This is a genomic window from Nocardia sp. NBC_01388 (assembly GCF_045040085.1).
Classification (GTDB): Bacteria; Actinomycetota; Actinomycetes; order Mycobacteriales; family Mycobacteriaceae; genus Nocardia.
In genome coordinates, this window is sequence record NZ_CP109553.1 from 4,620,366 (window position 1) to 4,643,681 (window position 23,316).

A 23,316-nucleotide genomic window follows, 5' to 3' on the forward strand; every position below is an offset into this window, starting at 1 on the left:
TTCAAGACCGAGCTGCGAGTTCGCCGAGGCGATCGAGGAACGGGCGCTGGCCCTTGCCGAGCTTCTCCTGCGCGATATCGAGCGGGAACCAGGCGGCCCGGTCGATCTCCGGAAACTCCTGGATGCGGCCCGAGCGCGGCGGCCATTCCATCTCGAAGTTTCCGGGCACCACCAGTGCCGGATCGAGGTCGCCCTCGACCGCCCACACGGTGACCTGTTTACGGCTGCGACCGCTGCCGTATTCGACCTCGCCGATCGGGAGCCACTCGCCGTCCGGGACCGGGAGCCCCAGCTCCTCGGTGAATTCGCGGCGGGCCGCGTCCTGCGGCTGCTCCTGCGCGGGATCGAATTCCCCCTTGGGGATGGACCAGGCGGAGGCGTCCTTGTGCGCCCACAGCGGTCCGCCCATATGTCCGATCAGTACCTCGAGGGCCGGGGTGCGGCGGAAGAGCAGGACTCCCGCGCTGTACCTGAGCGTCATGTGCGCAGTCTGCCTCGTTCGCTACACATGCGCGCATTCGGGGCGCTACAGTGGGCGACGCTTCAGCAGACCGGGTAGCCGATAATTTTTCGATCACTTCCGGATAATTTCCGCTGTGTCTCCCCTAGGCCCAAAAGTGATCGGCCCCTGTGACTTCCACTAAGCTTCGCTGGTTGGACATGACCACCCCTGATGATGGATTGGATTCCGCATGGAGTTCCGCAGCGCCACCGCGGCAGCCTCCCTCCTGATCGGTGCACTGACCGTGGCTACCGGCTCGGCACATGCCGATCCGGCCGCCGCTCCCCCGCATATCGCCTATTCGGCGAAAATGGTGGACAAAACGGTCATCACTACGCTCCGGGGCGGCACCTTCGAGCTCTCCAAAGCCCTCGGCACCGAACTGGCGGCCGGCGGCAATGATCGACTGGCCGTGAAGGACGGTGTCGCCATCGATCGTGACGGCAAGCCCGTCGACCCGGCCACCGTGGTGAATGTGGTCGACGTGAAGGACGGTCAGGGCGGTGTACTGCTCACCCTGCCGCTCGATTTCCACGTCGGCGATATCAGCCTCCCCGTCAAACCGGAGGTCCAGAAGGACGGCACCGTCCTCGCGCTGACCCCGGACAAACCGGCCGCCCTGAATATCAGCCAGCCGCTCGCGGCGAAGCCCATTGCCTCGGCGACCGAGAACTCGCGCGCACTCAGCGATTTCAGCTCGCAGTTCGGCCTGGCCACCACCATCGGCACCTTCGTGGGCACGGCGATCGGCGCGGTCGTCGGCTGCGTGGTCACCCTGGTCGCGGGCTGCATTCCCGGCCTCACCACCGGTGCCGCTGTGGGCGGCATCATCGGCAGCATCACCGTCGGTGGCCCGGCCCTCATCGCCAATGGCGTCGACCTGCTGACCACCATGCAGGCCGCCGACGGCACCACCAAGTGGGCCGACCCCAAGACGACAACCCCGGCCGCCCCGCCCGCACCCGCCGCTCAGCCCGCTGCGCAGCCGGACCCGGCGCAGTCGGCCGACCAGCCCAAATAGCGTAACCCGGTTCGCGGCAACATCATTCGCGACCATGTCCGGCACTACGAGTGTGCATCCGGGAATCACCCCGGATGCACACTCGTAGTTCGTTCGCGGCAACGGCATCGAACGCCGGAAGGCGGCGGGGCATCCCTCATCGATCCCCGCGCCGCCACCGACCGCACCGTACGCAGGCCGCCGCCTCGGAGAGCGGCCGCGCTGCGAACGGTGACAATTGAGCGGAACAATCCGTCAGGCTGGATTGTCAGGAATGGGCGGAATGCCCCAGCGCGCATAGGTTTCGTCCGGATCGACGGTGATCACATCGGCGGCTTTCACCAGATCGTCGGGAATGACATGTCCTTCGAAATGCGTGGCATCGGGCACGATGACCGCCTCCGCGTCCAAGCGCGTGATGGCGGATTTGAGCGCGGCCGTCAGATGCCGGCCCGAGCGGCCGTCGGCCACTACCAGTTTGGCGAAGTCGTAGCCCAGCCGCCGAGCCCGGCTACGGATCTGTTCCTCGTCCCACGCTTGGCGAATGCCGCTGACATCGCTCCGCAAATATCCGACCGCCGTCGGGCGAAACCTCATGACCACCCCTGATCGCTAAGACTATGTAGCGTATACGCATCTGAGTATATGCATGGAGTGCACATCCACAACTGCGTATACGGAATACGATGGCCTGTACGGGGACAACATGATTCGAAGGGAGCGAACCCATGGCAGAACCGGCCTACGTCGCCATCGCCGGGAAGTATGCGAGACAGATCCGCACCGGGGCGCTCCCACCCGGCACGCAGCTACCGAGTTTCGCCGAGATCGCCGAGCGGAACGGGGTCTCGCAGATCGTCATTCGGCATGCCGTCAAACTGCTGCTCAGTCAGGGCCTGGTGCGCACCGTCGAGCGGCGCGGCACCTTCGTCACCGATCATCTCGACCTGGTGCGAGTGGCGCCCGAACGCCAATTGGAGAGCCCGGAAACCAGTTTCGGCCAGGAATCCGAGCACGAGGTGCGCGTCGAGCGCAACAGTAAGCGCATGTCCGCCCCCGATATTCTCGCCGAGATCCTCGGACTCGATCCGGGCGCCGAGATCACCCATGTGATCACCCGCGCGAGCGAAGCCGGGCGGCCGATCTCCATCTCGGACTCGTACCAGCCGGTCGGCACCGATGGCACGGAGGGCGCCGCCTTCCTCGAAGAGACCGTCGCCGACCGACTTCCGAGCTCGACGCACGCGAGCTGGCTCAATACCCCCGCCGGTGATCTGGTGAAGACCGTGCACCAGCGCTTTCTCGCACCCGACGAGCGCGTCATGATGGTCTGCGACGTCTCCTATCCGCGAGATCGGTACGGCGCCTTCGTCTTCCGCATGACCCTCGATCCACAGGTCGCCCGTACCGGTTAGCGGCGCACCCAGCCCTGGGCCACATCGGCCAGATTCCACCACGAGACGTACCGCGCATCTTCCGATTCCAGTTCCCAGCCCGCGGCCAGCGCGTCGAAGAAGGCGTCGTCACCGGTCTTGCCGCCCTTCGGCTCACCGATGAAGATCAATCGCTCGCCCCCGGCCCGCGCGAAGTCCGCGAGCGCCTGCGAGGCCATGGCGCTACCCCAGCCCGGCGGCCAGCACAGCAGCAGCACCTGCCCCGCGCGATCCTGGGCCGTGCATGCGGCGAGATCACCGACGGGATACCAGAGATCCCGCTGCCCGGCCGCTCCCGGGAACGACACATTCTCGAGGCGATCCGGCGGCTCCGAATCGTAGGCCGCCACCGTGAGCCCCGCACCCGCCAGCTGCGCCGCCCAATACCCGCGCCCCGCACCGAGTTCCACCACCGGGCCGCCCGCGCAGAACGCGGCCGCCCAGGCGAGCGTCTCCGGCGCGGGAATCGCATAGGCGTACACCGCCTGCAGAATCGTCTGTGCGTACCCGAGCCTCGCACTGCCTCGCGCCCGCCCGCCGTTCACCACTCGCCGCCCCTCCTGCTCGGACACCGAATCCCCCACGATGTCCCAGTACGGATTCCCGCCGACCCCGTCGCCGCCGATCATGAAGTGCACGAACCGCAGATCGAAGGCCGCATCGGCCCGGGCATCCCCGCTTCCCGCCAGCAACGGCGCAGTATCCAGATAATCCGCGACCTTGGGATACTCCTCCCGCAGCCGCTGCTCATCCCCCAGTAGTGCGGCCAGTTGCTCCCGGCGCGCAGCGCTCAGCGAAAGATCCGTCACGCCTTAGATTTTCGCCCCGCCGGCGCGATTGCACAGGGGCTTGCCGAACTCGATGTCCGCCATGGGTCTGCCACAGCCCACATCGTCACCGCGGACACGCCGGACCCGGCTCGGTGATTTTGACTCGTCCGTCACATTCGGAGGGCCACAGCGAACCGGTCAGTCCCGTTGTGCCAGCGGGCTATACGACCCGAATCGGGTGAAAAGGAATCGAAAGATGGTCGGGGTGACAGGATTTGAACCTGCGACCCTCCGCTCCCAAAGCGGATGCGCTACCAAGCTGCGCTACACCCCGTGACCTGTTCGGCCGTGGCCGAGGCTCCCAGCAGGGAGAAGAGCGGGTGACGGGAATCGAACCCGCGCTATCAGCTTGGAAGGCTGAAGTTCTACCATTGAACTACACCCGCGTACCGCGCACCGGAAGCCCGGTGCGGCATGCGTTGAGCACTCTACCGAACCTCGCTCCGCCAATGCCAATCGGGCCGCATTCGCCCACGTTATCGCCGGTAGAACCGAACGTTCCGGCGCGTCGCGGAGACTCGCGGAAATTGGGTGTAACGCCTAGTGTGCGAAAGCGATCAGACATCGATCGCCATTCGCGAGGCACCGGGAACCCGTTCGGAAACAGGGTCTTTCGATGCCGGGTGGCTTGCTAGGATCCTTTTTGTCCGGACGGGGGTATCTGGAAAGGGGGCGGTGAGCGTGCACCACACATGCCGACCGCGAGTTAGTGAGTTCGATTCGAAGGGCACCACGGGCGCAGGCAGCGCCCGCGTCATCGGCCTCGCCGCTGGCACAGACATCACGTTCGCCGGGTGAGCGCGCATGCCCATCCGACTCGACAGCCGAACCAGCACCATCGTCAGAGCCACCATCCGGGAGTGGGCACGAGCAGTGCACCCGAGCGGCACCACCGTGCCGGCGCTCGGCCCGGCGGAAGTGGAACGCATTTTCACCCGCATCATCGGTGAACTGCTGGAACTGGCCGGATCCGAACCGTTCCCGGTACCCGCTGCCCGCGCCATCGGCCGCCGGCTCGCGGAATCACCGTTCGACCGCACGCGCATGCTCGCACCGGCCAGCCGGGCCCTGCTGGGTCTCGCACCAGGCGAACCGGGATCACTGATCGCCACCCGCTGGCCGTTCATCGCCAGTCAGGCCATCGACAGCTATGCCGAAGCCCTGCAGCAGCGGGCGCTCGCGCAGCAGGAACGCAGTCTCTCGGAGGCGGTCTCGGTGCGGGTGCAGGAAATCGCGGCACTGCAGACCAGGCTGCGGCACGAGGCCACGCACGATGCGCTGACCGATCTGGCCAATCGCTCACTGCTCAAGGAGCGGGTGCGGCTGATGGCCACCGATCCGGTGCGCGGGGTGGGGCTGCTGCTCATCGATCTGGACGACTTCAAGCAGATCAATGACGGCTACGGGCACTCGGTCGGTGACGAGGTGCTGGTCACCATCGCACAGCGGCTGCGCGCCACCTGCCCGCCGGAAACGGTGATCTCCCGCTACGGCGGCGACGAATTCGTGGTCGCGCTGCCCGCACGCCGCAATGCGCTGGGTGAGCTGGCCATGCGCGTGCTGGCGGCGCTGTGCGAACCTGTCTACACGGCGGCCGGGCCGGTCCCGGCGTCCGCGAGTGTCGGCACCGCCTTCTGCCCGCCCGGGCGCGATTGCGACTTCCCGAATCTGCTGCGCAGCGCCGACCGCGCCATGTACTCGGCGAAGACGGCGGGCAAGCGACAGTTCGCCGTCTCCGAGCTCGACCCCGAGGAGGTCGATTCAGACGCCCCGGGTCCACGATTCGCCGCCGTCGCCGGGTGAGGGCAGTCCTACCGGCTAATGCATAGCAACTGCGCAGCAATCGCCGTCCGACAGCGGGCGCTAGGCGCTCCAGGGCGGGCTGCCGGGGCATGCCCGATGGGGTTGCCGATGACATTTGCTGGATGGATACTGGACAGCTTTCGGTAACCGGAAGTTGTGCCTCCGTTTAACCTGTGTTATCGATTTACAGTGCTGGTCGACCATGAGGCGAAGGTTTCCGGCTCGTCGCTGTCCGGCGACGGGGTCGGTTCTCGGGTCATACCCGCTGCCGGAGTGATCACGGCGGCGGTGCTGCTGGTGGTCGTTCAGGTGTGGGCCTCGACGCACGAGGTGATGGGTCCGCTACGCAGCCTGGTCGACGACTACCTGGGCAATCCGCAGTCGGCGGCCGTGTCCTGGGCGGGGCTGGGGCTGGCCTGTGTCGGCGTGCCCGCGCGCGCGAGGGTTGTCACGCTGACCGCGGCGGCGATCTCGGATCTGATGACACTGGGGTTGCAGGTGCTGTGCGGCTGGCATGTGTCGATCGGCACCGGCCCGACGCTGGCCCTGACCGCATTGACGGTGACTGCGTTCCGGTGGCAGGGCAGACAGCGGCGTACGGCATTGCACGCCATCGCATTCGGCGTCCTGCTGATCATGGCCTCGAAGGTCGCGGACACCTGGCTGATGGTCAGCATCATCGCCGGTCCGCAGGTGCTCGACCAATACGTTCAGCTCGCCGATCGGGCGCTGGGAGAGCCGGCCTGGCTGGTCGGCCGCGCGCTCGAAGCCCTCGGCCCCATACCGTCGCATGTGCTGCACGTGGTGTACATCCAGCTGCCGGTGGCGGCGATGGTGGTCGCGGTGTGGCAGCTGCGCAATGTGACGACGAGTCCCTGGCCGCAGCACAGCCTGCTGCGCACCTTCCTGGCGCTGGGTGTGATCGGCCCGATCGGGTACGTGCTGTTCCCCGTGGTCGGACCGGTTTTCGCCTACGGACCGCTGGGTCACGGCCTGCAACTCGGTAACTGGCCAGATGCACTGCCCGCCTTGACATCCGCGCCGAAACCGATGCTGTTCGACACGGTCACCGCCCGCAATTGCATGCCGTCGATGCATACCGCCTGGGCGACAGCGCTGTTCATCCACTCCCGCCACGCACCGCGGTGGTTGCGCTGGGCCGGTGCGCTGTGGCTGGTGTGCACGCTGCTCGCGACGCTGGGCTTCGGCTACCACTACGGCAGTGATCTGGTGGCCGGTGTGGTCCTGTGCCTGACGGTGGAGTCGATACTGCGCGATCCGGACAGCGGCTGGCACCGCTACCGTGTGCGCATCGTCTCGCTCGGTGTCACGACGCTCGCCGGGCTGCTGCTGTCCTACAGATTCCTGGCCGTGACCATGGCCGAGTATCCGGTGCTCGCCGGGGTTGCGGTGCTGGGCGCGTCAGCTACCGTTTCGCTCGTCTTCTATGCGACCTGGTTCGCCTCGGCAGAGAGCCGTTCGGGGCACTGGGGCGGCCGGAGTACGACAGACTCCAGCCATCTACTGGCCACTCCCACAGTGCAATCCGGACAACTCGCGCGAAAGCCGAAAGGTTAGTGTCTGCCTGATGATCACGATGCGGACGGGGCAGCGAAGCTTGCTGCGTCAACCTAAGTCCGACGGCCGAAGGTACTTTCCCGTTGTTCCGATCGTGGTCGGAGTTCTGCTATCGGTGGCGCTGACACTTCTGTTCACGGCGCTGCACGGCTTTCTGGACCTACAGGTCTATCGGGTCGGCACACTGGGCTGGCTGCATCACGGCGGACTGTACGGCCCGACGCTGCCGGTGCGCGGCCACACCGATCTGCCGTTCACCTATCCCCCGTCCGCGGCGCTCTTGATGGTTCCGCTGGCGGTGGTGCCGCTCTGGCTGGCCGAGCTGCTGGTAACGGCAAGTTCGCTGGCCTGTCTCGCGGTCACGCTGTGGCTGGTGCTGTCGCGGGTTCGGCCGGATCTGGAACTGCGCGGCAAAGTCATGCTGACGGGGACCGCGGTCGCCCTCATGCTCGCGATCGAACCCGTCCGGACCACCATGTGGTTCGGGCAGATCAACCTTGTTCTCATGGCGGCGGTCGCCCTCGACTGCTTGACCGTGAAGCCACGCTGGCCACGCGGCGTGCTCATCGGCATCGCGGCGGTGACAAAACTGACCCCGGCGGCCTTCATCCTGTACTTCCTGATTCGCAAGGATTGGAAGGCCGCGGGCACGGCGGCGGCCACCGCGGCGACGGTGGTCGGAGCCGGATTCCTGTTGTTCCCCAAGGAATCGCGGCAGTACTGGTTCCACGCCGTCAGCGATACCAACCGTATCGGCTCGCCCGACTACGTGGGCAATCAGTCCATCAAGGGCACGGTTTTCCGTATGGGACTGACACATTCGGCCGCGACCGCGGTATGGCTCGGCCTCGGCCTGGCTGCCGTCTGCGCGGGCGTGGTGCTGATGCGGCACCTCTTCACCGCCGAGAAGGCGGCCGCCGAACCCACCACACCCATCACCGTGCTGTCGGTCACCGCCCTGCTGGTGAATGCCGCAGTGCTGCTGATGATCTCACCGGTGTCCTGGACCCATCACTGGGTGTGGGTCGCGCCCGCCCTGGTCACGGCGGCAGCATGGACAACCACCAACCCGCGCTTCGCGCCGTACGCCGCCATCGCCGGGTTCGCCACCCTGTTCATGATCGGCCCGGGACTCGTACCCAACGGCAAACACCGCGAGCTCAATTGGTCCTGGTGGCAACATCTTCCAGGCGATGCCTACATCATCGCCACCGTCGCCCTGCTCGCGGTGGGCCTGTGGCAATTGTTCACACTGCGCTTCCGCGAGAGTCAGTCTCCGACTGCGACGTCCACTCGGTCGGTGTAGAAGGCGACGTGGTCGGCGATGGCCGCGACGGAGTCGTACGGCTCGCGGTAGGACCACACCACATCGGCCAGGTCTCCGTCGGCGAGGGTGATGCTGTAGTAGGACGCGTCGCCCTTGTACGGGCAGTACGTCTGCGCGGTGCTGGCCGCGAGTAGCGTCCGGTCGACATCCTCGATCGGGATGTATTGGACCGGTGGGTAATTCGCCTCCCGCAATGTCAAAGCCCTACTGGAATCGGCGATCACGTGTCCGCCGACTCGCGCGATCACGCGCTGACCCGTCTTCTCGACGGTGATCGGGTGGTCGGGTCCGGGGATTCTGGGTTCGCGTGCCGTCATGGCTTACTCCTGCTCGTGGTGGCTCAACCGGTAATCAGGTGGAACCCGGCGGGGACTGTCGCCATTCCTGGCGACCGTCCCCGTCGAGTTGCCCACCCGGTCCCCATCAAGCGGCCACGGACGCGGCGACGACCTCGCGGACGGCGTTCCCTACAGCGTGGAAGCCCTTTTTCAGGATCGCGCCGTGGTTACCGGCGACCTTCGCGCTGACTTCGATCTTCGGTTACGAGCGGTCACCGCTTCGACGCCGGCGCGGATGCGTTCCTGCTCGTCACCTTTGCTGCCGAAGGACCATCCCGACGCGAGCACGTACCGCGCCGGGACGGCGATATCGTCCATCACCGGTCCCAGCGCATCCGCACGGGAGATCCAGCCGAGTTCGATATTGCAGTTCGCCATCTGTTCGGCACTCAGTCGCGGGGTCAAGCCCATAGGGCGCACCAGCGGCGTGAACCAGCTGGTACGCCGGGAACAGCACGCCGGGCCCCAGCACCCAGGAGAAGAACGAGCCGATCGCGACCTCGTCGGTGCCGCCGCACACGCCGCCGACACCGAGTGCCAGGCCGACCGCCACCGGCGCTACGAAAAGCCCTGCGCGCGGGTTGATTCCAGCCGCCAGCGCCGCCATCGCGCCGGTGTAGGCCACGTGGCCAAGCGCGTCACCGGCGAAGACCTCGCCGCGCTGCACAACGAAATAGCCCCGCCAGCTTCACCATCATGTCCGTCGCCACCTCCGGCGACCTGGCCGCGATCCTCTTCGACCGATTCCGCTGGGCTGACTGTCCGTTCACACTCAAAGACGGTTGAATTCACCACGATTGACACCAGCGGTGAACGCGTCCCACTCGCCCGGCGCGAAGACCAGCGCTGGACCGGCGGGATTCTTCGAGTCGCGCACGCCCACGCTTCCGCCCTCGAGGAAGGCGATCTCTACGCAATCCTGTCCTCCCGAGCTGTAGCTGGACTTGAACCACTCGGCTCGGTTCAGGTCAACAGTCACTATCGTGCTCCCTTGCTACTTCTCGAATGAGGTCTCGGCTCGGGCGGATATCCAGCGTCGCGCGCTGAACCGTATCGAGGGCTTCGCGGTACAGCCGGACCTCCGTCTGCCGCTCAAAGTACATTGCCCCAGCGAAGCTTTCAGCAAACACAACAGTGGGTTCCGACAGCTTCCCTCTGGCGTCCCTGCCGAACTGAAAGATGGTGAACGGCGTCAGCGGCATGCCCAGCGGAAATCCCGCGCGAAAAGGGAGAACCCGCACCTCGATGTTCTCTCGGGTACCGAGGTTCGCAATGTGACGCAATTGGGCCGCCACCACATGCCGACTGCCCACGACCGTTCGCAGTACCGACTCGTGCAGGACCACTACCGCCTGGGCGGGGTGACGCTGGCGCAGGATTACGTTTTGGCGCCGCGTGCGCAACTCCACGCGACGATCGAGTTCGGCGTCCGTATCGTCCGGAAAGTAGGTTCGGTCCAGTGCGCGGGCGTAGTCGGCGGTCTGCAACAGGCCCGGGACAATCAGTGGCTGAAAGAGCGTCAGAACCGTTGCGCCAGCCTCTAATCCGACGAAGAGGTTGACGTTCGCCGGAATCAGATCGGCGTACGCGTGCCACCAAGACTTAGCCGGCGTCTGCTCAGCGAGCGACTTCGCGGCGGCGGTCTTCACCTCACCGAGCCCGAAGACCTCGCACAGACCTAGAACGTCACGGACCCTGACCTTTTCCGTCAGTCCGCGTTCCAATCGACTGAGGGTGGATTTGTTCCACTCCATGAGTACGGCAGCCTGCTCCACGGTAAACCCCGCCTCTTCGCGGGCTTCTCGAAGAAACCGGCCGAGTTGCCTGCGTGGCAGGGTGCTACCCGTTTCCGCCGGTTCAGCATCATCGGTCACGCCACTCGCCTCCTGTTGCATTCTGCGGCCGAGCTTTGTTGCGGAATGCATCGATGATAAGTCCTGTTGCGCAACGCGAACTGGCGTTTCTCGCATCTTTTGCAGGCCATCGCGTCTGCGCCACTCCGGCAACGCCACGGGCGCACCCTCGGTGCATGACCTTCACTAGCCGACTCGATCAAGCGCAGGTCGCGGTGCTGGAATCACTTGGCCCCGGCGGGATTCTCTCCGTGGAGAGTCTCGCGAAATCGGCGGCACTGACCATGTGGCGCACCCGCAATGCGGTATCGAAGCTGTCTTCGCGCGGACTGATCACGGGACGGCGGCGCGCCGGGCATGCCGAGTGGCAGATCACCGACCGTGGCCGGCGCACGCTGTCGACACGTGGACGGTACTACCGATAAATGGACGAAAAATGTTGCATACCACTGTGATCAGAGATGCGACGGTCTCCTGGCGGCTCGCCGGGAACCGGATAGCGATGGAGACGCTGACCGATCTCGCGTCGGCCCATCGGCCCGCCTGCCGGGTGCACGCCGACGGATCCATCGCCGACGCTCCCGAAGGTGCCCCGGGGACAGTGTATTTCGGCCGCGACGACGAGCGCCCCGACCTTGTTCAAGTGCGTGATTGGCTCCCGAAACACGCTGCGCTGTGGGACGCGGTCCGCGCCCAGTACTGGGATGCCGTGTTACCGCTCGATCATCCTCGGTTCAGGGGGCTCGGCGAAGTCGCCACCATGCCATACCGCCGTTGACCCACGGCAGCCGTCCACTCGATCCCCAAAGCCCTTGTCCTGAGGAGGTTTTCATGCCCGCACTCAGTCAGTTCGCCGTAATTGCGCTGTCTTGGATCAGTATCCTGGGAACCGCCCTGTGGGCGATCTCCCACGATCGGCAACAGTCCACCCCGGAAAAGCCGTTGCTCATCGCGGCCGGGCGGCGTTTTCATCGCGTCCCCGTGCGCAATCTTCATCGCCTCCACGGAAGACATCGCGCGTAGGGCGTAGCTCGTATTCGCGGCAGCTGTACAAACGGGAGCGCTCGGCCTGAGCGGTCACAAACACCGTTGTTGCGTCAAAAATTGCCGCCCTGGTGCGATCTTTGACCGCACAGGCCGGATTCTTCGGCGATCCGTCAATCCAGTCGGCCGTAGATCAGGCGCAGGATTGCCTCGGCGAGGTCGTCGATCCCCCGGGCCACTTCGCCCCGGGGCGCCGCGGACAACTGCGAGAGCCGGCCGTCGCGCATCAGTGCGACGAGAGTCGCGAGGGTTGCCGAGTCGATTCCCCCGGGGGCGAGTCCGGCGGCGCGGTCGCGGTCGATCTTGGCGGCCAGGGCGCTGGTGAATCGGGTCTGGATGGCATCGATGAATTCCGTCAGCGGCGGATAGGTGCTGTCGTAACCCTCCAGCGAGCAGACCAGGATCGTGCTGTTGTCGTGCCAGATCTCGGCTGCCCCGGTGAGCTGGGTGTGCAGCAGGTCCCGCTGTGGGCCCGTGGAGGGCAGCCAAACGTGGGTTTGAACGAAGCTGTCGCTCACGTCTTCCATTAGGCGCGCGAGCACTGCCTGCTTGGACGGGAAGTAGAAGTAGAAGCTGGTGCGCGAGATGTCGGTGGCAGTGGTGATGTCGTCCACGGTCAGCTTGGCCATCGGCTTTTCGGTCAGCAGGCGGCGGGTCGCGTCCAGGATCTGGGCTTCGCGCTGATCGCCTTTGGACATGGTGCCGCGACGCCGGATTCCCTCGGTCACGCCTCGGGTCTGGTTCACCTTGGGTCCGCCCTGCTGCGCCATGACCACACCATAGAGCGATATCCATTTCAGTAGTGGACGTGGCGTCCATCATAATCGACACTGTGTCGATTCCGGCGTAGGGTCCCTCGAATGACCTCCCCGCTCGAGCTTCGGCGCACCTGTTCGCCGACCGCGATCGTGCTGACCATGGCCAGCACCGTATTTCTGCTTGCCCTGGTCCAGACACTGCCCGTCCCCGCACTGCCGCAGATCGGCCTGCAACTGGGCGTTTCGGCCACCACCGTCGGATGGGTGACAACCGCCACGATGCTGGCCGCCTCGGCGTTCACGCCGCTGCTCGGACGCCTCGGCGATGTCTACGGCCACAAGCCGGTCGTGCTGGCGACACTGGTGGTGACACTGGCCGGCAGCCTGCTGGCCGCGTCGGCACACAGCATCGATCTGCTCATCGCCGGAAGGGCGTTGCAGGGCGCTAGTTTCGGCCTGTTCCCGCTCGCGATCAGCGTGCTGCGGCATGAACTTCCGGCCGAGCGCCTGACCGGGGCATTGGCCGTCACCGCCTCGACCCTGGGTGTGGGCAGCGGCGTCGCCCTGGTGGCGACGGGTCTGCTGACGCAGGGCGGCGCGGATTACCGTCGCATCTTCTGGCTTTGCGTTGTACTCACAGCGGTCGTGCTGGTGCTGGCGTTCATCACCCTGCCGCGCCGCGCGGGACAGGGCGGCCGAGTCGATTACGTGGGTGCCGCGGTACTGGGCCTCGGCCTCGTCTGCCTGCTGCTGCCGATCTCCCAGGGCCACGAATGGGGTTGGGGCAGTGCGAAGGTCATCGGGTTGTTCGTAGCCTCGATTGTCGTACTGATCGGATTCCTGCTGCTGCAGTCCAAGCTGCGCGAGCCCCTGGTGGCGACATCGCTGCTGGCACATCGCCCGGTCGCGGTGACCAACCTGGCCAGCTTCTGCGTCGGTTTCGCGATGTTCAGCGTGTTCCTGGGGGCGACCTACTTCGTGGCGACGCCACGCGCACTGACCGGGTTCGGATTCGACGCCTCGGTGCTGCGAACCAGTGTGGCCTTCATGCTGCCCGGCGCCGTCGCCTCGGTGCTGATGGGCCCGATCGCCGGACGCCTGGTCGGGCGCATCGGCCCCCGCTTTGTGCTGCTGCTGGCCAGCGTCCTCGGCCTGTGCGCCCTGACCGCCCTGGCGGTGCTCCACACCACGAGCGTGGAAGTTATTGTCGCACTGGTCATCGCGAACTCCGCGATCGCCATCGCCTACTCCGCCATGCCCGCACTGCTCGTCGCCAATGTGGCACCGCACGAGACCGGAATCGCGAACTCGATCAACTCGATCATGCGCACGGTTGGCGGCGCCATCGGCAGCGCCCTGGTCGTCACCATCCTCACCAGCGACACCCTGCGCCACACCCTCGCCAACGGCGCGGTCGTGGCCCTGCCCGCCGAAGGCGCCTACCGCATCGCCTTCCTCACCGGCGCGGTCTTCTTCGCACTGGCCGCACTACTGGCCGGATTCGGCCTCGGCCACACCGGCCGCCGCCTGACCCAGCAGGAGATCGAGGAGGACAGCGCCTTGGCGAGCGCCGGTGAATTCGCAACAGCCTCAACGAGCCTCTGACCCGAGCGCCGCTACTTAGCAGCGCCACAAGGCTTTCGGGTACGCGGTGACCCCGGCATGTGCTCACGCACGCCGTGGTCACCGCCCAATCTCCCCGGGGGCAGTGCGAACTATTGACTCGAACCGCTGGTCGCCGCACCGAACAGCCCGCCCAGGACACTGCGCCCCAGCCCGCTCGGCAAGCCATCGCTAGAGCCAGCCGCGAAGCCGGCGGCGGAACCGGTCAGGTATCCGCGCCCCGGTCCGCTGGTCGAGCCGGTGGCGGTGCCGGGCAGATCGTTGCCCAGCTCGCCGAGGGCGCAGCTCGCGAGCCCACCTCCGGACCCGCTGGCCAGCGCGGCGAAAATCCCGGCGGCCAGTCCACTGGCGGAACCACTCTGGGGCCCGGCGGCAGATCCGGCGAGGTAGCCGGTCGCCGAACCCGTCGCCGAACCGGTGGCCGCCGATCTGGCCCACCCGCTGAGGAAACTCTGCGCACAGGCCGCGCCCGGCGGCAGGGCCGCGACAGTGGTGGTCTCAGCCGGAGTCGTGCTCGCATCGTCGACCGAAAGCGGCTCAGCCGCAGCGGATCCAATGCCGACGGCAAGCGCGATGCTGATGAAACCGGTGATCAGAATGGTGTTTCGCATGGAGTAGCTGCTCTCGTGTGGGGATATTCGACCCCGGCGATCCCCCACGAGCCGCCCCCGCATCGTCGTGCACGTAGGCACTTCGACCGGCACCGCAACACCTCTCGCACCAGCGGGAACTCGAGCCACCAGAGATCACCTAGGCGTGTGACCAACTTAGGTAGACAGCCATCCCACCGTCTATCGATAAAACCCCGCAGACTAAATCCCTACCGAAACCGCGAATCGACTCCCCCGACGTCAGCCAACCCCGCACGGAACCGATTGAACTGCAACATGATCGGCGCAAGCGCCCCATTGCCCTGACTCGAGACCAGCTGCGCATTGTCAGCGCAGGTCGGTCCAGCGACCTGTACGGCACTGACCTACGCGGCCCCACGCATGCAAAAGCTGCACGAACCCGAGGTAAAAGTCTGCACTGCTAGTCTCGGTCAGGATGGCTGGCAGGTGGGGCACCAGAACAGGTTTCGGCCTTCGAGGACCGAGTGCAGGACTGTGGTGCCGCAGAGGCGGCAGGGGTCGCCCGCGCGGCGGTAGACGTAGGTGCGGGGGCGGTCGGTGGCGTAGGAGGGGGCGCCGTGGTCGTGTTCCGGGCGGACTACGACCATGACGCCGCGGCGGACGCCTACCTTCATCAGGTCGACCAGGTCGGACCAGATGGCTTGCCACTCTTCGTAAGTGAGCTGGGCGCCGGGGCGGTCGGGGGAAATGCCGTGGCGGAAGAGGATTTCCGCGCGGTAGACGTTCCCTACCCCGGTCACTATCGAATTAGTTCACCCTTGCCGACATTGGTCGGCTAGGAATCATATGGCAAGAGAACGAAGCTATCGAAACCCCACAACGGACTTAGCGTCCGAAAATGGCGCTGGTCGAGCGTCATGATTCGGTTGGTACGTTCCCGATCAGCGATAACCACATTCGAGGCATCTGTGATGCCGACATAGTCCTGGCTGTATCGGTCGAGGATGGCCAGAGCCGCAGCGTGATGGTTGGATGTCCACGCCGCCAGGTCATATGCACCCCCGGCCACGTCGGAGGCGAAGTCGTGCGCCGCGCGGGACCCGAGCCGGGTGTAGAGCATGTAATCCGCCTCGGCAACAACCATCGGTGAAACCACAAGTCGCTCATCGGCTTTAGCGATGATTCGTGCCAGTTGCTGGTGCTCCGCGTACGCCTCATCGAACAAGGCGAGGATTGCACTCGTGTCGACAATTATCGTCATCTAGGCCCCGAAGCCCTGGCCGAGCTCTCGGTCGATCTCCTCGGCCGAAAGTGGACGCCGACTACGATAGCCCCCCACAGTAGGCTTCGGCCGCGCACCGACCTTGCCGAGCAGATGATCGAGCGCCTGCCCCAGGGTTAGCCCGTTAGATGTCGCGACCTCGAGCAGGCGATCTCGGACCGCTTTGGGTACCTTGATAGTGGTCATATCAGACATACTGCTAGTATACCGCCATACTCGCAGTAGTCCTGCAGTTCGGCGGGTATTTACAAGACTCCGCAGCCGGCAGCCCGGGCATGTCGAATACGTCGCCGGGCCAACGGAGCTGACAGGTCGGGTGCCAAATTAGGTTTCGGCCTTCCAACACCGAACACAAGACGGCGGTTCGACACCGGAGACAGGGTTCGCAGACGCGGCAGTAATCGTGGTGCGGGGCGGCCCGCGACCCAGGAGGACGACGCGCCGTGGTCGCGTTCGGGGCGGACCACGACCATCACGCCGCGACGGACGCCTACCTTGATCAGGTCGACAAGGTCGTACCAAATGGCTTGCCACTCTTCATGAGTGAGATCAGTGCCGAGATGTTGGGGTGAAATACCGTGGGGGGAAAGAATTTCCGCGCGATAACACGTTGCCAACTCCGGTTACTATTGAATTAGTTAGCCCACTGACCTGCAGAAGCTCAGCGCCCCTATGCCGAGGACTGAAGGTGGTGGCCTATCCGCTTGACCGGCCACCACCCTGCCCCGTCAGCTAGCCATCACAGCCATCCTCGCGAGGCTGCAAACCGCTCAACAAGCACGAGCGCCCCCACCTGAGCCGTACGTCGCAATGTCAGCAACAAACCAAACCGAATTGTGACAGCCCAACCAGCTTGTGCAGCAGTCAGATCCAAGCCTCCCATATGGCCTGAACTGGCGCGACGTTCTCCGACCCCTACTCGACGAGAAGAATTACCAGACATACAACCCTCCAGGTGGCGCACTTCAGCGCCCCACCAATTGAGTGGGTTGTAAACACCCCAGACTGGAAACAGTCCGGCTGGGAAGTATCTCCGCCCAGGCCCAGAGGTCGCATTACGGCGACGCTAGAACTCTAGCATAGACAGATCTAAGGCGCTGAATCCCTCGATTGCCATCCGGTCGACAATCTCCCACCACTGATCACCGCTTATCTTCGGATTGCGACGGCACAGTGGGCAGCGAAACACATAGGAACGGTAGCTAAAATTTGCATCCAGTTCCTCATTTTCCCTTGCCGTACTTGGCGGAGCAAACCATCGCAAAGCGTGATTCATTCCGTGAGAGCCATCCATTTCTCGGCGAGCCGTGGTTAGAACCATAGGCTTATGCTGCCCTTTATCGGAGCAATAGATATCAATAAAATAATCCACCTCCCTACCCGACATCGCAAATCTTCGAGGCGCATCGGGATTTAACCTGGACGGCGGATCATCGGTCATATTGGCCATCATAATCTCGGGAGTTCGACGGCGAACGGGGAAGCAGCACGAGCAGATTAGCCGCCGTTCTGACGACCGGATCGTAGTGAGCAGCAGCAGCTGTCGCTTGACCGTCTAGATCGACGGAGCGAACGGTTGTTGGCACATGTCGACGCAGCACAGGCCCCATTATCGGGCGATTCTGAAGGTTCTCGCTACCAACAGAAACGACGAAGTTGTCACCGTTTCCGCAGATGGCACGGCCATCGTCTGGGATCTGGTGAGCGCCGCGCCACACGTTCGATGGACATGCCGGCGAAGTCAACTCGGTCGCTCTCTCGCCAGACAGACAGTTCGTCGTCACCGGCGGAGAAGACGCATCTGGCGCATCGCGACCGGAGTATGTGACTCGCTCGTCGGCCACCTCGGCTTCGTGTGGCACGTCGCAGTCTCGACCGACGGCCGACTGGTGGCGAGTGGCTCCGGTGACAACTCCCTACGACTGTGGGACATCGCCGCAAAATCGTGCCTCCAAGAGCGGCCCGTACTGGGTGCCGCCGTCGATAGTCATGATCGGCTATTGGCCGGGCGGGGCACTGCCGATGATCCAGACATGGACACCGACCGTCTTTGCCGGTGCCGGGCCGCCCCCGCAGGAATGGCGCTGGCCGGAACCGACGGTTAAGGCGGCAGACACGATGACCATGTGCCGCCGCCATCGAATCGCGAACGCTGGGCTCTGGCCACGGATCGGCCGGGGCGACATCTCGCGCCCTGACTTTTGGAACCTGGCTGGATCACCCGGTGCCCCGACGCCAATCGGAGCGGTCACCGGAGTTCGATCACTGTTCAGCGGGGCTGGCAGGTGGGGCACCAGAACAGGTTTCGGCCCTCGAGGACCGAATGCAGGACGGTGGTCCCACAGAGGCGGCATGGGTCGCCGGCGCGGCGGTAGACGTAGGTGCGGGGGCGGTCGGCCGTGTAGGAGGGTGCGCCGTGGTCGTGTTCAGGGCGAACCACGACCATTACACCGCGGCGGACGCCGACCTTCATTAGGTCTACAAGGTCGGACCAGATGGCTTGCCACTCTTCATGAGTGAGCTCGACACCGGGACGTTGGGGCGAAATACCATGCCGGAAAAGCACTTCCGCGCGATATACATTGCCGACTCCGGCGAGAACCTTTTGATCCATCAGCAGTGCGCCGATCGGGCGCTGGGAGCGGCTGATGCGGTGCCAGGCGCGGTCCGGGTCGGCGTCTTTGCGGAGTGGGTCGGGGCCGAGGCGGTCGGTGAGGGCGGTGACCTCGGGAGGGAGCAGGATTTCGCAGGCGGTGGGGCCGCGCAGGTCGGTGCCGAAGACGTCGCCGGTGCGGCCGGCGCCGATCAGGCGCATGCGGACCTGGCCTACCGGTTCGCCCAGGGGGAAGGCGGATTCGGTGAATTTTCCGTACAGGCCCAGGTGGATGTGGACGATGAGGCCCGAATCGTAGTGGTGCAGTAGGTGTTTGCCCCAGGCTTCGGCGCGGGTCAGCACCTGGCCGTCGAGGCGGGCGGCGCCGTCGGCGAAGCGGCCCTGGGGGCTCGATACCCGGACTTCACCGCCGGCGAAGCGTTTGTGGTGCAGCTTCGCCAGGCGGTGCAGCGTATGTCCTTCGGGCACAGGTCAGTTCGGCAGAGCCGGAGCGATACCGGTCTTCTCGTACTCGGCGAGGATGTCGATGCGGCGCTGGTGGCGCGGCTCCTCGGACCACTGGGTGCTGACGAACGCGTCGACGATGGCGAGGGCTTCCTCGGCCGTGTGCATGCGGCCGCCGATGCCGGCCAGCTGGGCATTGTTGTGCTGGCGCGCGAGCTGCGCGGTCTCCACGCTCCAGGTGAGTGCGCAGCGGGCGCCGGCCACCTTGTTGGCGGCGATCTGCTCGCCATTGCCGGAACCGCCGAAGACGAAGCCCAGGCTGCCCGGATCGGCGACGGTGCGGCGCGCGGCCTCGATGCAGAAGGCCGGGTAGTCGTCGAGGGCGTCGTATTCCAGCGCGCCGACATCGACGACATCGTGGCCCTGGCCCTCGAGGTGGGCCTTGACAGTGTTCTTCAGTTCGAAGCCGGCATGGTCGGCACCCAGGTATACGCGCATGGCTGCGATTCTGTCAGGCCGCCGCCGACCGGCTCACCTGGGGATGACCCCGTCCGGCACCTAGAGTTCTGAGCATGACGTCCGACGATCAGTCACCACCGCCGAACGCCCATATGGGGGGAACACCGTCCGGAAACTATCCGGAATGGAATCCGGTCACAGGTATGGCCGGATGGAATCCGCAGACCGGCCCGCCCGGATGGGCGCAGCAGCAACCGTATTCGCCGCCGCAGATTCCGCCGCACGACCAGACCCGCGGCCTGTCCCCGTTCGGTATGCCCGCCCGGCACAGCTGGGAGATCCCGCTGCTGGTCGTCGTGGTCGTCGCGACGGCGCTGGCGTATCTGCTGGCATTGCTGCTGCTGGTGACCGGCAGTGTCAACCAGTATGTGCTGCTGCTGGCGTTCGCGCCGCTGCTGCTGTGGGCCCAGCGCGGTATGACCTTCTCGACCCAGCGGGTCAATGGCGTGAAGATGTCGCCCACCCAGTTCCCCGAGGGCTACCGCATGGTCCAGGAGGCGGCCGGTCGCTTCGGCATGGCCAAGGTGCCGGATGCGTATGTGGTGCTCGGCAATGGTCAGATCAATGCCTTCGCCTCCGGTCACGGCTTCCGGCGGTTCGTGGTCGTCTACGCCGATCTGTTCGAAATCGGCGGCGCCGCAAGGCAACCCGACGCGCTGGCCTTCATCATCGGTCACGAGGTCGGGCATATCGCCGCCGGGCACGTCTCCTATTGGCGGCAGCTCGGCATGTTCCTCGGCCCGTTCCTGCCGCTGCTCGGCAACTCGCTCATTCGCGCGCAGGAGTACACGGCCGACAATCACGGCTTCTGCAATCGGCATGCGGGCGCGCCGACCGCCATGCAGACCCTCGCGGGCGGCAAGTATCTGAATTCGCTCGTCGGCTTCGACGAGATGGCGGACCGGGCTCCGCAGGAGAAGGGCTTCTTCGTCTGGATCGTCAATGCGATGTCCAGCCATCCGGTGCTGACCTGGCGCATGTGGGCGCTACGGGACCGTAGCCGGCACGGCAAGCTCTTCCTGCGGCCCTCCGCCCCGACGGCCATGCAGCCCCCGGCGAATTTCCAGCCCTACGGCGGCTACCCGACCCAGGGCGGTTACCCACCGCAGGGCGGCTATCCGCCGCAGCCCTATCAGGGCGGATACGGGGATCCGACAACACAGTTCGGACCGCGCTGAGCCATCGCGGCCAGCCACGAACGGGCCTGCCCGCAGGCAGGCCCGTTCGCATTGCTCAGGGCAGTCGCGCGACCACTCAGTCGAAGACCGGGTCCTCGTCGCGGGTGCGCTTGATCTCGAAGAAGTGCGGGTAGGAAGCCAGCGCGACCGCACCGTCCCACACCTTGCCGGCGACCTCGCCGCGCGGAATGCGCGAGAGCACCGGGCCGAAGAAGGCGACGCCATTGATATGGATGGTCGGGGTGCCGACATCCGGGCCGACCTTGTCCATGCCCGCGTGATGCGAGAGGCGCAGCGCCTCGTCGTAGTCACCGCTGGTGCCGGCCGCGGCGAGATCGGCGGGCAGGCCGACCTCCGCCAGCGATTCGGCGACGATCACATTCAGGAAGTCGGGCTGGTCCTCGTACTCGGCGCGGCGATTGTGGATGCGGGTGCCCAGCGCGGTGTACAGCGGGGACAGCACCTTGTCGCCATTGGCCTGCGCGGCGGCAATGGCCACGCGCACCGGACCCCAGGCGGTCTTCATCATCTCCACGTACCGCTCGGGCAGGCCTTCGCGGCCCTCATTGAGCACGGCCAGGCTCATGACATGGAAGTTCACCTCGATATCGCGGACCTGCTCGACCTCGAGGATCCAGCGGGAGGTGATCCAGCACCACGGGCACAGCGGATCGAACCAGAAGTCGACCCGGTCCTTCTTGGTGTCACTCACGGGTAGTCCCTTTCGCAATCGTCGGCCGGAAGCGGCCCTCCCCTGGGCAACAATGCACCTTGTTGCCGTTATTTCCGCCTAGGCGCCCGGCCGCGCGTTAGGGTCGGTTATCAGCCTCGTCGTCGGCAGCCGCGGATGTGCGGCGCAGGGAGGTCATGGTTATGACCACGGGTTCCAGGTTCGTCATCGCAGGTGGTGGGCTGGCAGCCGCCAAGCTCGCGGAAGCGCTGCGCGCCAATGATTTCGAGGGAACTGTCACCCTCGTGAGCGCGGAGGAGCGGCTGCCGTACGAGCGGCCACCCCTGTCGAAAGAGTGTCTGCTGGGCAAGAAGACGCCGGAAGACTGCACTGTCGATCCCGCACAGTGGTACCGCGACCACCATATCGAGGTGCTGCTCGGCACCACGGTGACCGCGCTGGACCGCACCACCAAAACCATTGCGCTGCCGGACGGTACAACGCTGCCCTATGACAAATTGGCGCTGGCCACCGGATCTCGGCCCCGCCGCCTGCCGATTCCGGGCGCCGATGCCGCAGGGGTCTACACCCTGCGCACCGCCGAGGATTCCCTGGCACTGCTCGAAATGTTCGGCACCGCACGGCGATTGGTGGTGATCGGAGCCGGATGGATCGGCCTGGAGGTCACCGCCGCGGCACGCGCGGCCGGGCTGGAGGTCACCGTCCTGGAGACGCTGGCCGTGCCGCTGCAGACCGCGCTCGGCCCGCAGATCGGTGCGGTCTTCGCCGACCTGCACCGGGAACACGGCGTCGACCTGCGCCTCGAGACCAAGGTGGCCGAGATCACCACCGCGGACGGGCGGGCGACCGGCGTGCGATTGGCCGATGACACCGTCATCGAGGCCGATGCGGTGCTGGTCGCGGTCGGCGCGCGACCCAATATCGACCTGGCCGTCGACGCCGGTCTGGCCACCGACGAGGGCGTACTGGTGGACGAGAGTCTGGCCACCAGCGATCCGGATATTGTCGCCGTCGGCGATATCGCCGATCAGCAGCATCCGCTGCTCGGACGGCGAATTCGCGTGGAGCACTGGGCGAATGCGCTCAATCAGCCGGCCGTCGCGGCCGCGACCATGCTCGACAAGCCCGCCGTATACGACCGGCTGCCGTACTTCTTCACCGATCAGTACGACCTCGGCATGGAGTACACCGGATACGTCGGCGCGAACCAGGACGCCCGCGTGGTCGTGCGCGGCGACCTCGGCAAGCGTGAGTTCGTGGCGTTCTGGCTGGACTCCGGAAACCGGGTGGTCGCCGGAATGAATGTGAATGTGTGGGATGTGACCGATCGGATCAAGGAGCTGATCCTGAGCGGGGAAGCCGTCGATCCGGACCGCCTGGCCGATACCGGCACACCCCTGTGACGACCCTCACGTCCTGAGATCCCGAAGTGTGTCGAAATCGCGGGTCAGGCTCCGACCTATCCGCGAGCGCGCCACCGCGGCGCACCGGATATCGAGGAGCCGACCATGAAGTACATGCTGCTGAAGACCTACAGCCCCGCCGCCTACTGCGATACCCCGATCAATGAGTGGACTCCCGAGGAGATCGAGGCGCACATCGACTTTCAGCGCGCACTCGGCGCTGAGCTGGCCACATCCGGTGAGCTGGTGGATGCCCAGGGACTGGCCGGGCCGGACGAGGCGCGGCTGGTCAGCTCGGACGGCAGGAGCGCCGCGGTGGTGACCGACGGGCCGTTCCCGGAGACCAAGGAATTCCTCGCCGGATACTGGATCGTCGATGTCGAAAGCCCCGAGCGGGCGCTGGAGATCGCCGCGCAGGCCTCGGCCGCGCCCGGGCCCGGCGGTAAGCCGATCGGTGAATTCATCGAGGTTCGCGCGGTGATGTCCGCACCCGCCAGCGACGTATAGGGCCGCGTGGCGACGAA

Annotated in this window: 27 protein-coding genes, 2 tRNA genes and 2 pseudogenes; 13 read left to right on the forward strand and 18 right to left on the reverse strand. The window is 65.6% G+C overall.

The genetic code is table 11. From position 1 onward, the window contains the following. Position 1 precedes the first annotated feature (1 nt). On the reverse strand, positions 2-481 hold the full coding sequence (locus OG716_RS22720) for an NUDIX domain-containing protein (RefSeq protein WP_405132792.1): 480 nt from the start codon (positions 479-481) through the stop codon (positions 2-4). Between the two features lie 211 nt (positions 482-692). On the opposite strand from OG716_RS22720, the gene OG716_RS22725 reads away from it, so the two are divergent. Beyond that, positions 693-1,523, forward strand: a complete 831-nt coding sequence (locus OG716_RS22725; protein WP_405132793.1) for a hypothetical protein — start codon at positions 693-695, stop codon at positions 1,521-1,523. A 234-nt stretch (positions 1,524-1,757) separates the two neighbouring features. On the opposite strand, the gene OG716_RS22730 is transcribed toward OG716_RS22725, so the two are convergent. Further along, a complete protein-coding gene (locus OG716_RS22730; protein ID WP_355123244.1) occupies positions 1,758-2,099 on the reverse strand; it encodes a hypothetical protein in 342 nt (113 codons plus the stop codon). A gap of 131 nt (positions 2,100-2,230) precedes the next feature. Here OG716_RS22730 and OG716_RS22735 point away from each other — a divergent pair, with 131 nt between their 5' ends. Then, positions 2,231-2,917: a GntR family transcriptional regulator gene (locus OG716_RS22735; RefSeq protein WP_405132794.1), complete on the forward strand. Its 687-nt coding sequence runs from the start codon at positions 2,231-2,233 to the stop codon at positions 2,915-2,917. On the opposite strand, the gene OG716_RS22740 is transcribed toward OG716_RS22735, so the two are convergent. From OG716_RS22740 to OG716_RS22750, 3 genes are all read right to left on the reverse strand, one after another. After that, the gene (locus OG716_RS22740; protein ID WP_405132795.1) at positions 2,914-3,744 is read right to left on the reverse strand and encodes a hypothetical protein; all 831 of its coding nucleotides are present in this window, start codon (positions 3,742-3,744) and stop codon (positions 2,914-2,916) included. The genes OG716_RS22735 and OG716_RS22740 overlap by 4 nt on opposite strands. 218 nt (positions 3,745-3,962) lie before the next feature. Beyond that, positions 3,963-4,039, reverse strand: a tRNA-Pro gene (locus OG716_RS22745). A 41-nt stretch (positions 4,040-4,080) separates the two neighbouring features. Further along, positions 4,081-4,151: transfer RNA gene (locus OG716_RS22750), tRNA-Gly, on the reverse strand. Positions 4,152-4,569: 418 nt separating this feature from the next. Between OG716_RS22750 and OG716_RS22755 the strand changes: the two genes are divergently transcribed. From OG716_RS22755 to OG716_RS22765, 3 genes are all read left to right on the forward strand, one after another. Beyond that, positions 4,570-5,568, forward strand: a complete 999-nt coding sequence (locus OG716_RS22755; RefSeq protein WP_355123238.1) for a GGDEF domain-containing protein — start codon at positions 4,570-4,572, stop codon at positions 5,566-5,568. 228 nt (positions 5,569-5,796) lie between these two features. Further along, positions 5,797-7,146: a phosphatase PAP2 family protein gene (locus tag OG716_RS22760; RefSeq protein WP_405139843.1), complete on the forward strand. Its 1,350-nt coding sequence runs from the start codon at positions 5,797-5,799 to the stop codon at positions 7,144-7,146. Between the two features lie 115 nt (positions 7,147-7,261). Then, positions 7,262-8,452, forward strand: coding sequence for a glycosyltransferase 87 family protein (locus OG716_RS22765; RefSeq protein ID WP_405132796.1), 1,191 nt, complete (start codon positions 7,262-7,264; stop codon positions 8,450-8,452). On the opposite strand, the gene OG716_RS22770 is transcribed toward OG716_RS22765, so the two are convergent. The 4 genes from OG716_RS22770 to OG716_RS22785 form a co-directional block, all read right to left on the reverse strand. Continuing rightward, positions 8,416-8,790, reverse strand: coding sequence for a DUF427 domain-containing protein (locus tag OG716_RS22770; protein ID WP_405132797.1), 375 nt, complete (start codon positions 8,788-8,790; stop codon positions 8,416-8,418). The two genes, OG716_RS22765 and OG716_RS22770, sit on opposite strands and share 37 nt — an antisense overlap. Positions 8,791-9,061: 271 nt before the next feature. Next, entirely contained in the window at positions 9,062-9,478 is a 417-nt protein-coding gene (locus tag OG716_RS22775) for a hypothetical protein (RefSeq protein WP_405132798.1), read from the reverse strand. 105 nt (positions 9,479-9,583) lie between these two features. Beyond that, entirely contained in the window at positions 9,584-9,790 is a 207-nt protein-coding gene (locus tag OG716_RS22780; RefSeq protein WP_405132799.1) for a DUF397 domain-containing protein, read from the reverse strand. Beyond that, the gene (locus OG716_RS22785; protein WP_405132800.1) at positions 9,780-10,685 is read right to left on the reverse strand and encodes a helix-turn-helix domain-containing protein; all 906 of its coding nucleotides are present in this window, start codon (positions 10,683-10,685) and stop codon (positions 9,780-9,782) included. The genes OG716_RS22780 and OG716_RS22785 overlap by 11 nt, the downstream gene beginning before the upstream one ends. Positions 10,686-10,840: 155 nt before the next feature. Between OG716_RS22785 and OG716_RS22790 the strand changes: the two genes are divergently transcribed. Together OG716_RS22790 and OG716_RS22795 are read left to right on the forward strand one after the other, a co-directional pair. After that, positions 10,841-11,089, forward strand: coding sequence for a hypothetical protein (locus OG716_RS22790; RefSeq protein ID WP_405132801.1), 249 nt, complete (start codon positions 10,841-10,843; stop codon positions 11,087-11,089). A gap of 11 nt (positions 11,090-11,100) precedes the next feature. Then, the gene (locus OG716_RS22795) at positions 11,101-11,442 is read left to right on the forward strand and encodes a hypothetical protein (protein WP_405132802.1); all 342 of its coding nucleotides are present in this window, start codon (positions 11,101-11,103) and stop codon (positions 11,440-11,442) included. Positions 11,443-11,821: 379 nt separating this feature from the next. On the opposite strand, the gene OG716_RS22800 is transcribed toward OG716_RS22795, so the two are convergent. Then, complete coding sequence (locus tag OG716_RS22800; RefSeq protein ID WP_405132803.1) at positions 11,822-12,478, reverse strand: TetR/AcrR family transcriptional regulator; 657 nt, start codon at positions 12,476-12,478, stop codon at positions 11,822-11,824. Between the two features lie 90 nt (positions 12,479-12,568). Between OG716_RS22800 and OG716_RS22805 the strand changes: the two genes are divergently transcribed. After that, entirely contained in the window at positions 12,569-14,071 is a 1,503-nt protein-coding gene (locus tag OG716_RS22805; RefSeq protein ID WP_405132804.1) for an MFS transporter, read from the forward strand. A 110-nt stretch (positions 14,072-14,181) separates the two neighbouring features. On the opposite strand, the gene OG716_RS22810 is transcribed toward OG716_RS22805, so the two are convergent. The 5 genes and pseudogenes from OG716_RS22810 to OG716_RS22830 form a co-directional block, all read right to left on the reverse strand. After that, on the reverse strand, positions 14,182-14,700 hold the full coding sequence (locus tag OG716_RS22810; protein ID WP_405132805.1) for a hypothetical protein: 519 nt from the start codon (positions 14,698-14,700) through the stop codon (positions 14,182-14,184). 431 nt (positions 14,701-15,131) lie between these two features. Next, positions 15,132-15,464 (reverse strand): annotated as a pseudogene (locus OG716_RS22815) (zinc finger domain-containing protein); the annotation flags it as partial. 32 nt (positions 15,465-15,496) lie between these two features. Then, the gene (locus tag OG716_RS22820; RefSeq protein ID WP_405132806.1) at positions 15,497-15,922 is read right to left on the reverse strand and encodes a PIN domain-containing protein; all 426 of its coding nucleotides are present in this window, start codon (positions 15,920-15,922) and stop codon (positions 15,497-15,499) included. Further along, positions 15,923-16,129, reverse strand: a complete 207-nt coding sequence (locus OG716_RS22825) for a hypothetical protein (protein ID WP_405132807.1) — start codon at positions 16,127-16,129, stop codon at positions 15,923-15,925. Positions 16,130-17,009: 880 nt separating this feature from the next. Beyond that, positions 17,010-17,384, reverse strand: coding sequence for a hypothetical protein (locus tag OG716_RS22830; RefSeq protein WP_405132808.1), 375 nt, complete (start codon positions 17,382-17,384; stop codon positions 17,010-17,012). Between the two features lie 278 nt (positions 17,385-17,662). On the opposite strand from OG716_RS22830, the pseudogene OG716_RS22835 reads away from it, so the two are divergent. Continuing rightward, positions 17,663-17,731: pseudogene (locus OG716_RS22835) on the forward strand (WD40 repeat domain-containing protein); the annotation flags it as partial. A gap of 20 nt (positions 17,732-17,751) precedes the next feature. Continuing rightward, a complete protein-coding gene (locus OG716_RS22840) occupies positions 17,752-18,048 on the forward strand; it encodes a hypothetical protein (protein WP_405139845.1) in 297 nt (98 codons plus the stop codon). Between the two features lie 164 nt (positions 18,049-18,212). Here OG716_RS22840 and OG716_RS22845 read toward each other — a convergent pair whose 3' ends face one another. Next, positions 18,213-19,025 (reverse strand): Fpg/Nei family DNA glycosylase, encoded by an 813-nt coding sequence (locus OG716_RS22845; RefSeq protein ID WP_405132809.1) that lies wholly within the window; start codon positions 19,023-19,025, stop codon positions 18,213-18,215. Positions 19,026-19,028: 3 nt separating this feature from the next. Beyond that, positions 19,029-19,499 (reverse strand): ribose-5-phosphate isomerase, encoded by a 471-nt coding sequence (locus tag OG716_RS22850; protein WP_355123206.1) that lies wholly within the window; start codon positions 19,497-19,499, stop codon positions 19,029-19,031. Positions 19,500-19,663: 164 nt separating this feature from the next. Here OG716_RS22850 and OG716_RS22855 point away from each other — a divergent pair, with 164 nt between their 5' ends. Continuing rightward, positions 19,664-20,698: a M48 family metallopeptidase gene (locus OG716_RS22855; RefSeq protein ID WP_405139847.1), complete on the forward strand. Its 1,035-nt coding sequence runs from the start codon at positions 19,664-19,666 to the stop codon at positions 20,696-20,698. Positions 20,699-20,774: 76 nt separating this feature from the next. Here the strand turns inward: OG716_RS22855 and OG716_RS22860 are convergent, their stop codons facing one another. Then, positions 20,775-21,410, reverse strand: coding sequence for a DsbA family protein (locus OG716_RS22860; RefSeq protein WP_405132810.1), 636 nt, complete (start codon positions 21,408-21,410; stop codon positions 20,775-20,777). A gap of 161 nt (positions 21,411-21,571) precedes the next feature. On the opposite strand from OG716_RS22860, the gene OG716_RS22865 reads away from it, so the two are divergent. Next, a complete protein-coding gene (locus tag OG716_RS22865) occupies positions 21,572-22,792 on the forward strand; it encodes an NAD(P)/FAD-dependent oxidoreductase (protein ID WP_405132811.1) in 1,221 nt (406 codons plus the stop codon). A gap of 105 nt (positions 22,793-22,897) precedes the next feature. After that, positions 22,898-23,299: a YciI family protein gene (locus OG716_RS22870; protein ID WP_405132812.1), complete on the forward strand. Its 402-nt coding sequence runs from the start codon at positions 22,898-22,900 to the stop codon at positions 23,297-23,299. Positions 23,300-23,316 lie beyond the last annotated feature (17 nt).

Coding starts and splice junctions, on each gene's coding strand:
- OG716_RS22810 (WP_405132805.1), bottom strand. CDS start 14,700: ATGCGAAACACCATTCTGATCACCGGTTTCATCAGCATCGCGCTTGCC.
- OG716_RS22865 (WP_405132811.1), top strand. CDS start 21,572: ATGACCACGGGTTCCAGGTTCGTCATCGCAGGTGGTGGGCTGGCAGCC.
- OG716_RS22825 (WP_405132807.1), bottom strand. CDS start 16,129: ATGACCACTATCAAGGTACCCAAAGCGGTCCGAGATCGCCTGCTCGAG.
- OG716_RS22725 (WP_405132793.1), top strand. CDS start 693: ATGGAGTTCCGCAGCGCCACCGCGGCAGCCTCCCTCCTGATCGGTGCA.
- OG716_RS22790 (WP_405132801.1), top strand. CDS start 10,841: ATGACCTTCACTAGCCGACTCGATCAAGCGCAGGTCGCGGTGCTGGAA.
- OG716_RS22755 (WP_355123238.1), top strand. CDS start 4,570: ATGCCCATCCGACTCGACAGCCGAACCAGCACCATCGTCAGAGCCACC.
- OG716_RS22720 (WP_405132792.1), bottom strand. CDS start 481: ATGACGCTCAGGTACAGCGCGGGAGTCCTGCTCTTCCGCCGCACCCCG.
- OG716_RS22830 (WP_405132808.1), bottom strand. CDS start 17,384: ATGACCGATGATCCGCCGTCCAGGTTAAATCCCGATGCGCCTCGAAGA.
- OG716_RS22820 (WP_405132806.1), bottom strand. CDS start 15,922: ATGACGATAATTGTCGACACGAGTGCAATCCTCGCCTTGTTCGATGAG.
- OG716_RS22870 (WP_405132812.1), top strand. CDS start 22,898: ATGAAGTACATGCTGCTGAAGACCTACAGCCCCGCCGCCTACTGCGAT.
- OG716_RS22770 (WP_405132797.1), bottom strand. CDS start 8,790: ATGACGGCACGCGAACCCAGAATCCCCGGACCCGACCACCCGATCACC.
- OG716_RS22735 (WP_405132794.1), top strand. CDS start 2,231: ATGGCAGAACCGGCCTACGTCGCCATCGCCGGGAAGTATGCGAGACAG.
- OG716_RS22805 (WP_405132804.1), top strand. CDS start 12,569: ATGACCTCCCCGCTCGAGCTTCGGCGCACCTGTTCGCCGACCGCGATC.
- OG716_RS22730 (WP_355123244.1), bottom strand. CDS start 2,099: ATGAGGTTTCGCCCGACGGCGGTCGGATATTTGCGGAGCGATGTCAGC.
- OG716_RS22850 (WP_355123206.1), bottom strand. CDS start 19,499: ATGCGCGTATACCTGGGTGCCGACCATGCCGGCTTCGAACTGAAGAAC.
- OG716_RS22855 (WP_405139847.1), top strand. CDS start 19,664: ATGGCCGGATGGAATCCGCAGACCGGCCCGCCCGGATGGGCGCAGCAG.
- OG716_RS22800 (WP_405132803.1), bottom strand. CDS start 12,478: ATGGCGCAGCAGGGCGGACCCAAGGTGAACCAGACCCGAGGCGTGACC.
- OG716_RS22795 (WP_405132802.1), top strand. CDS start 11,101: ATGTTGCATACCACTGTGATCAGAGATGCGACGGTCTCCTGGCGGCTC.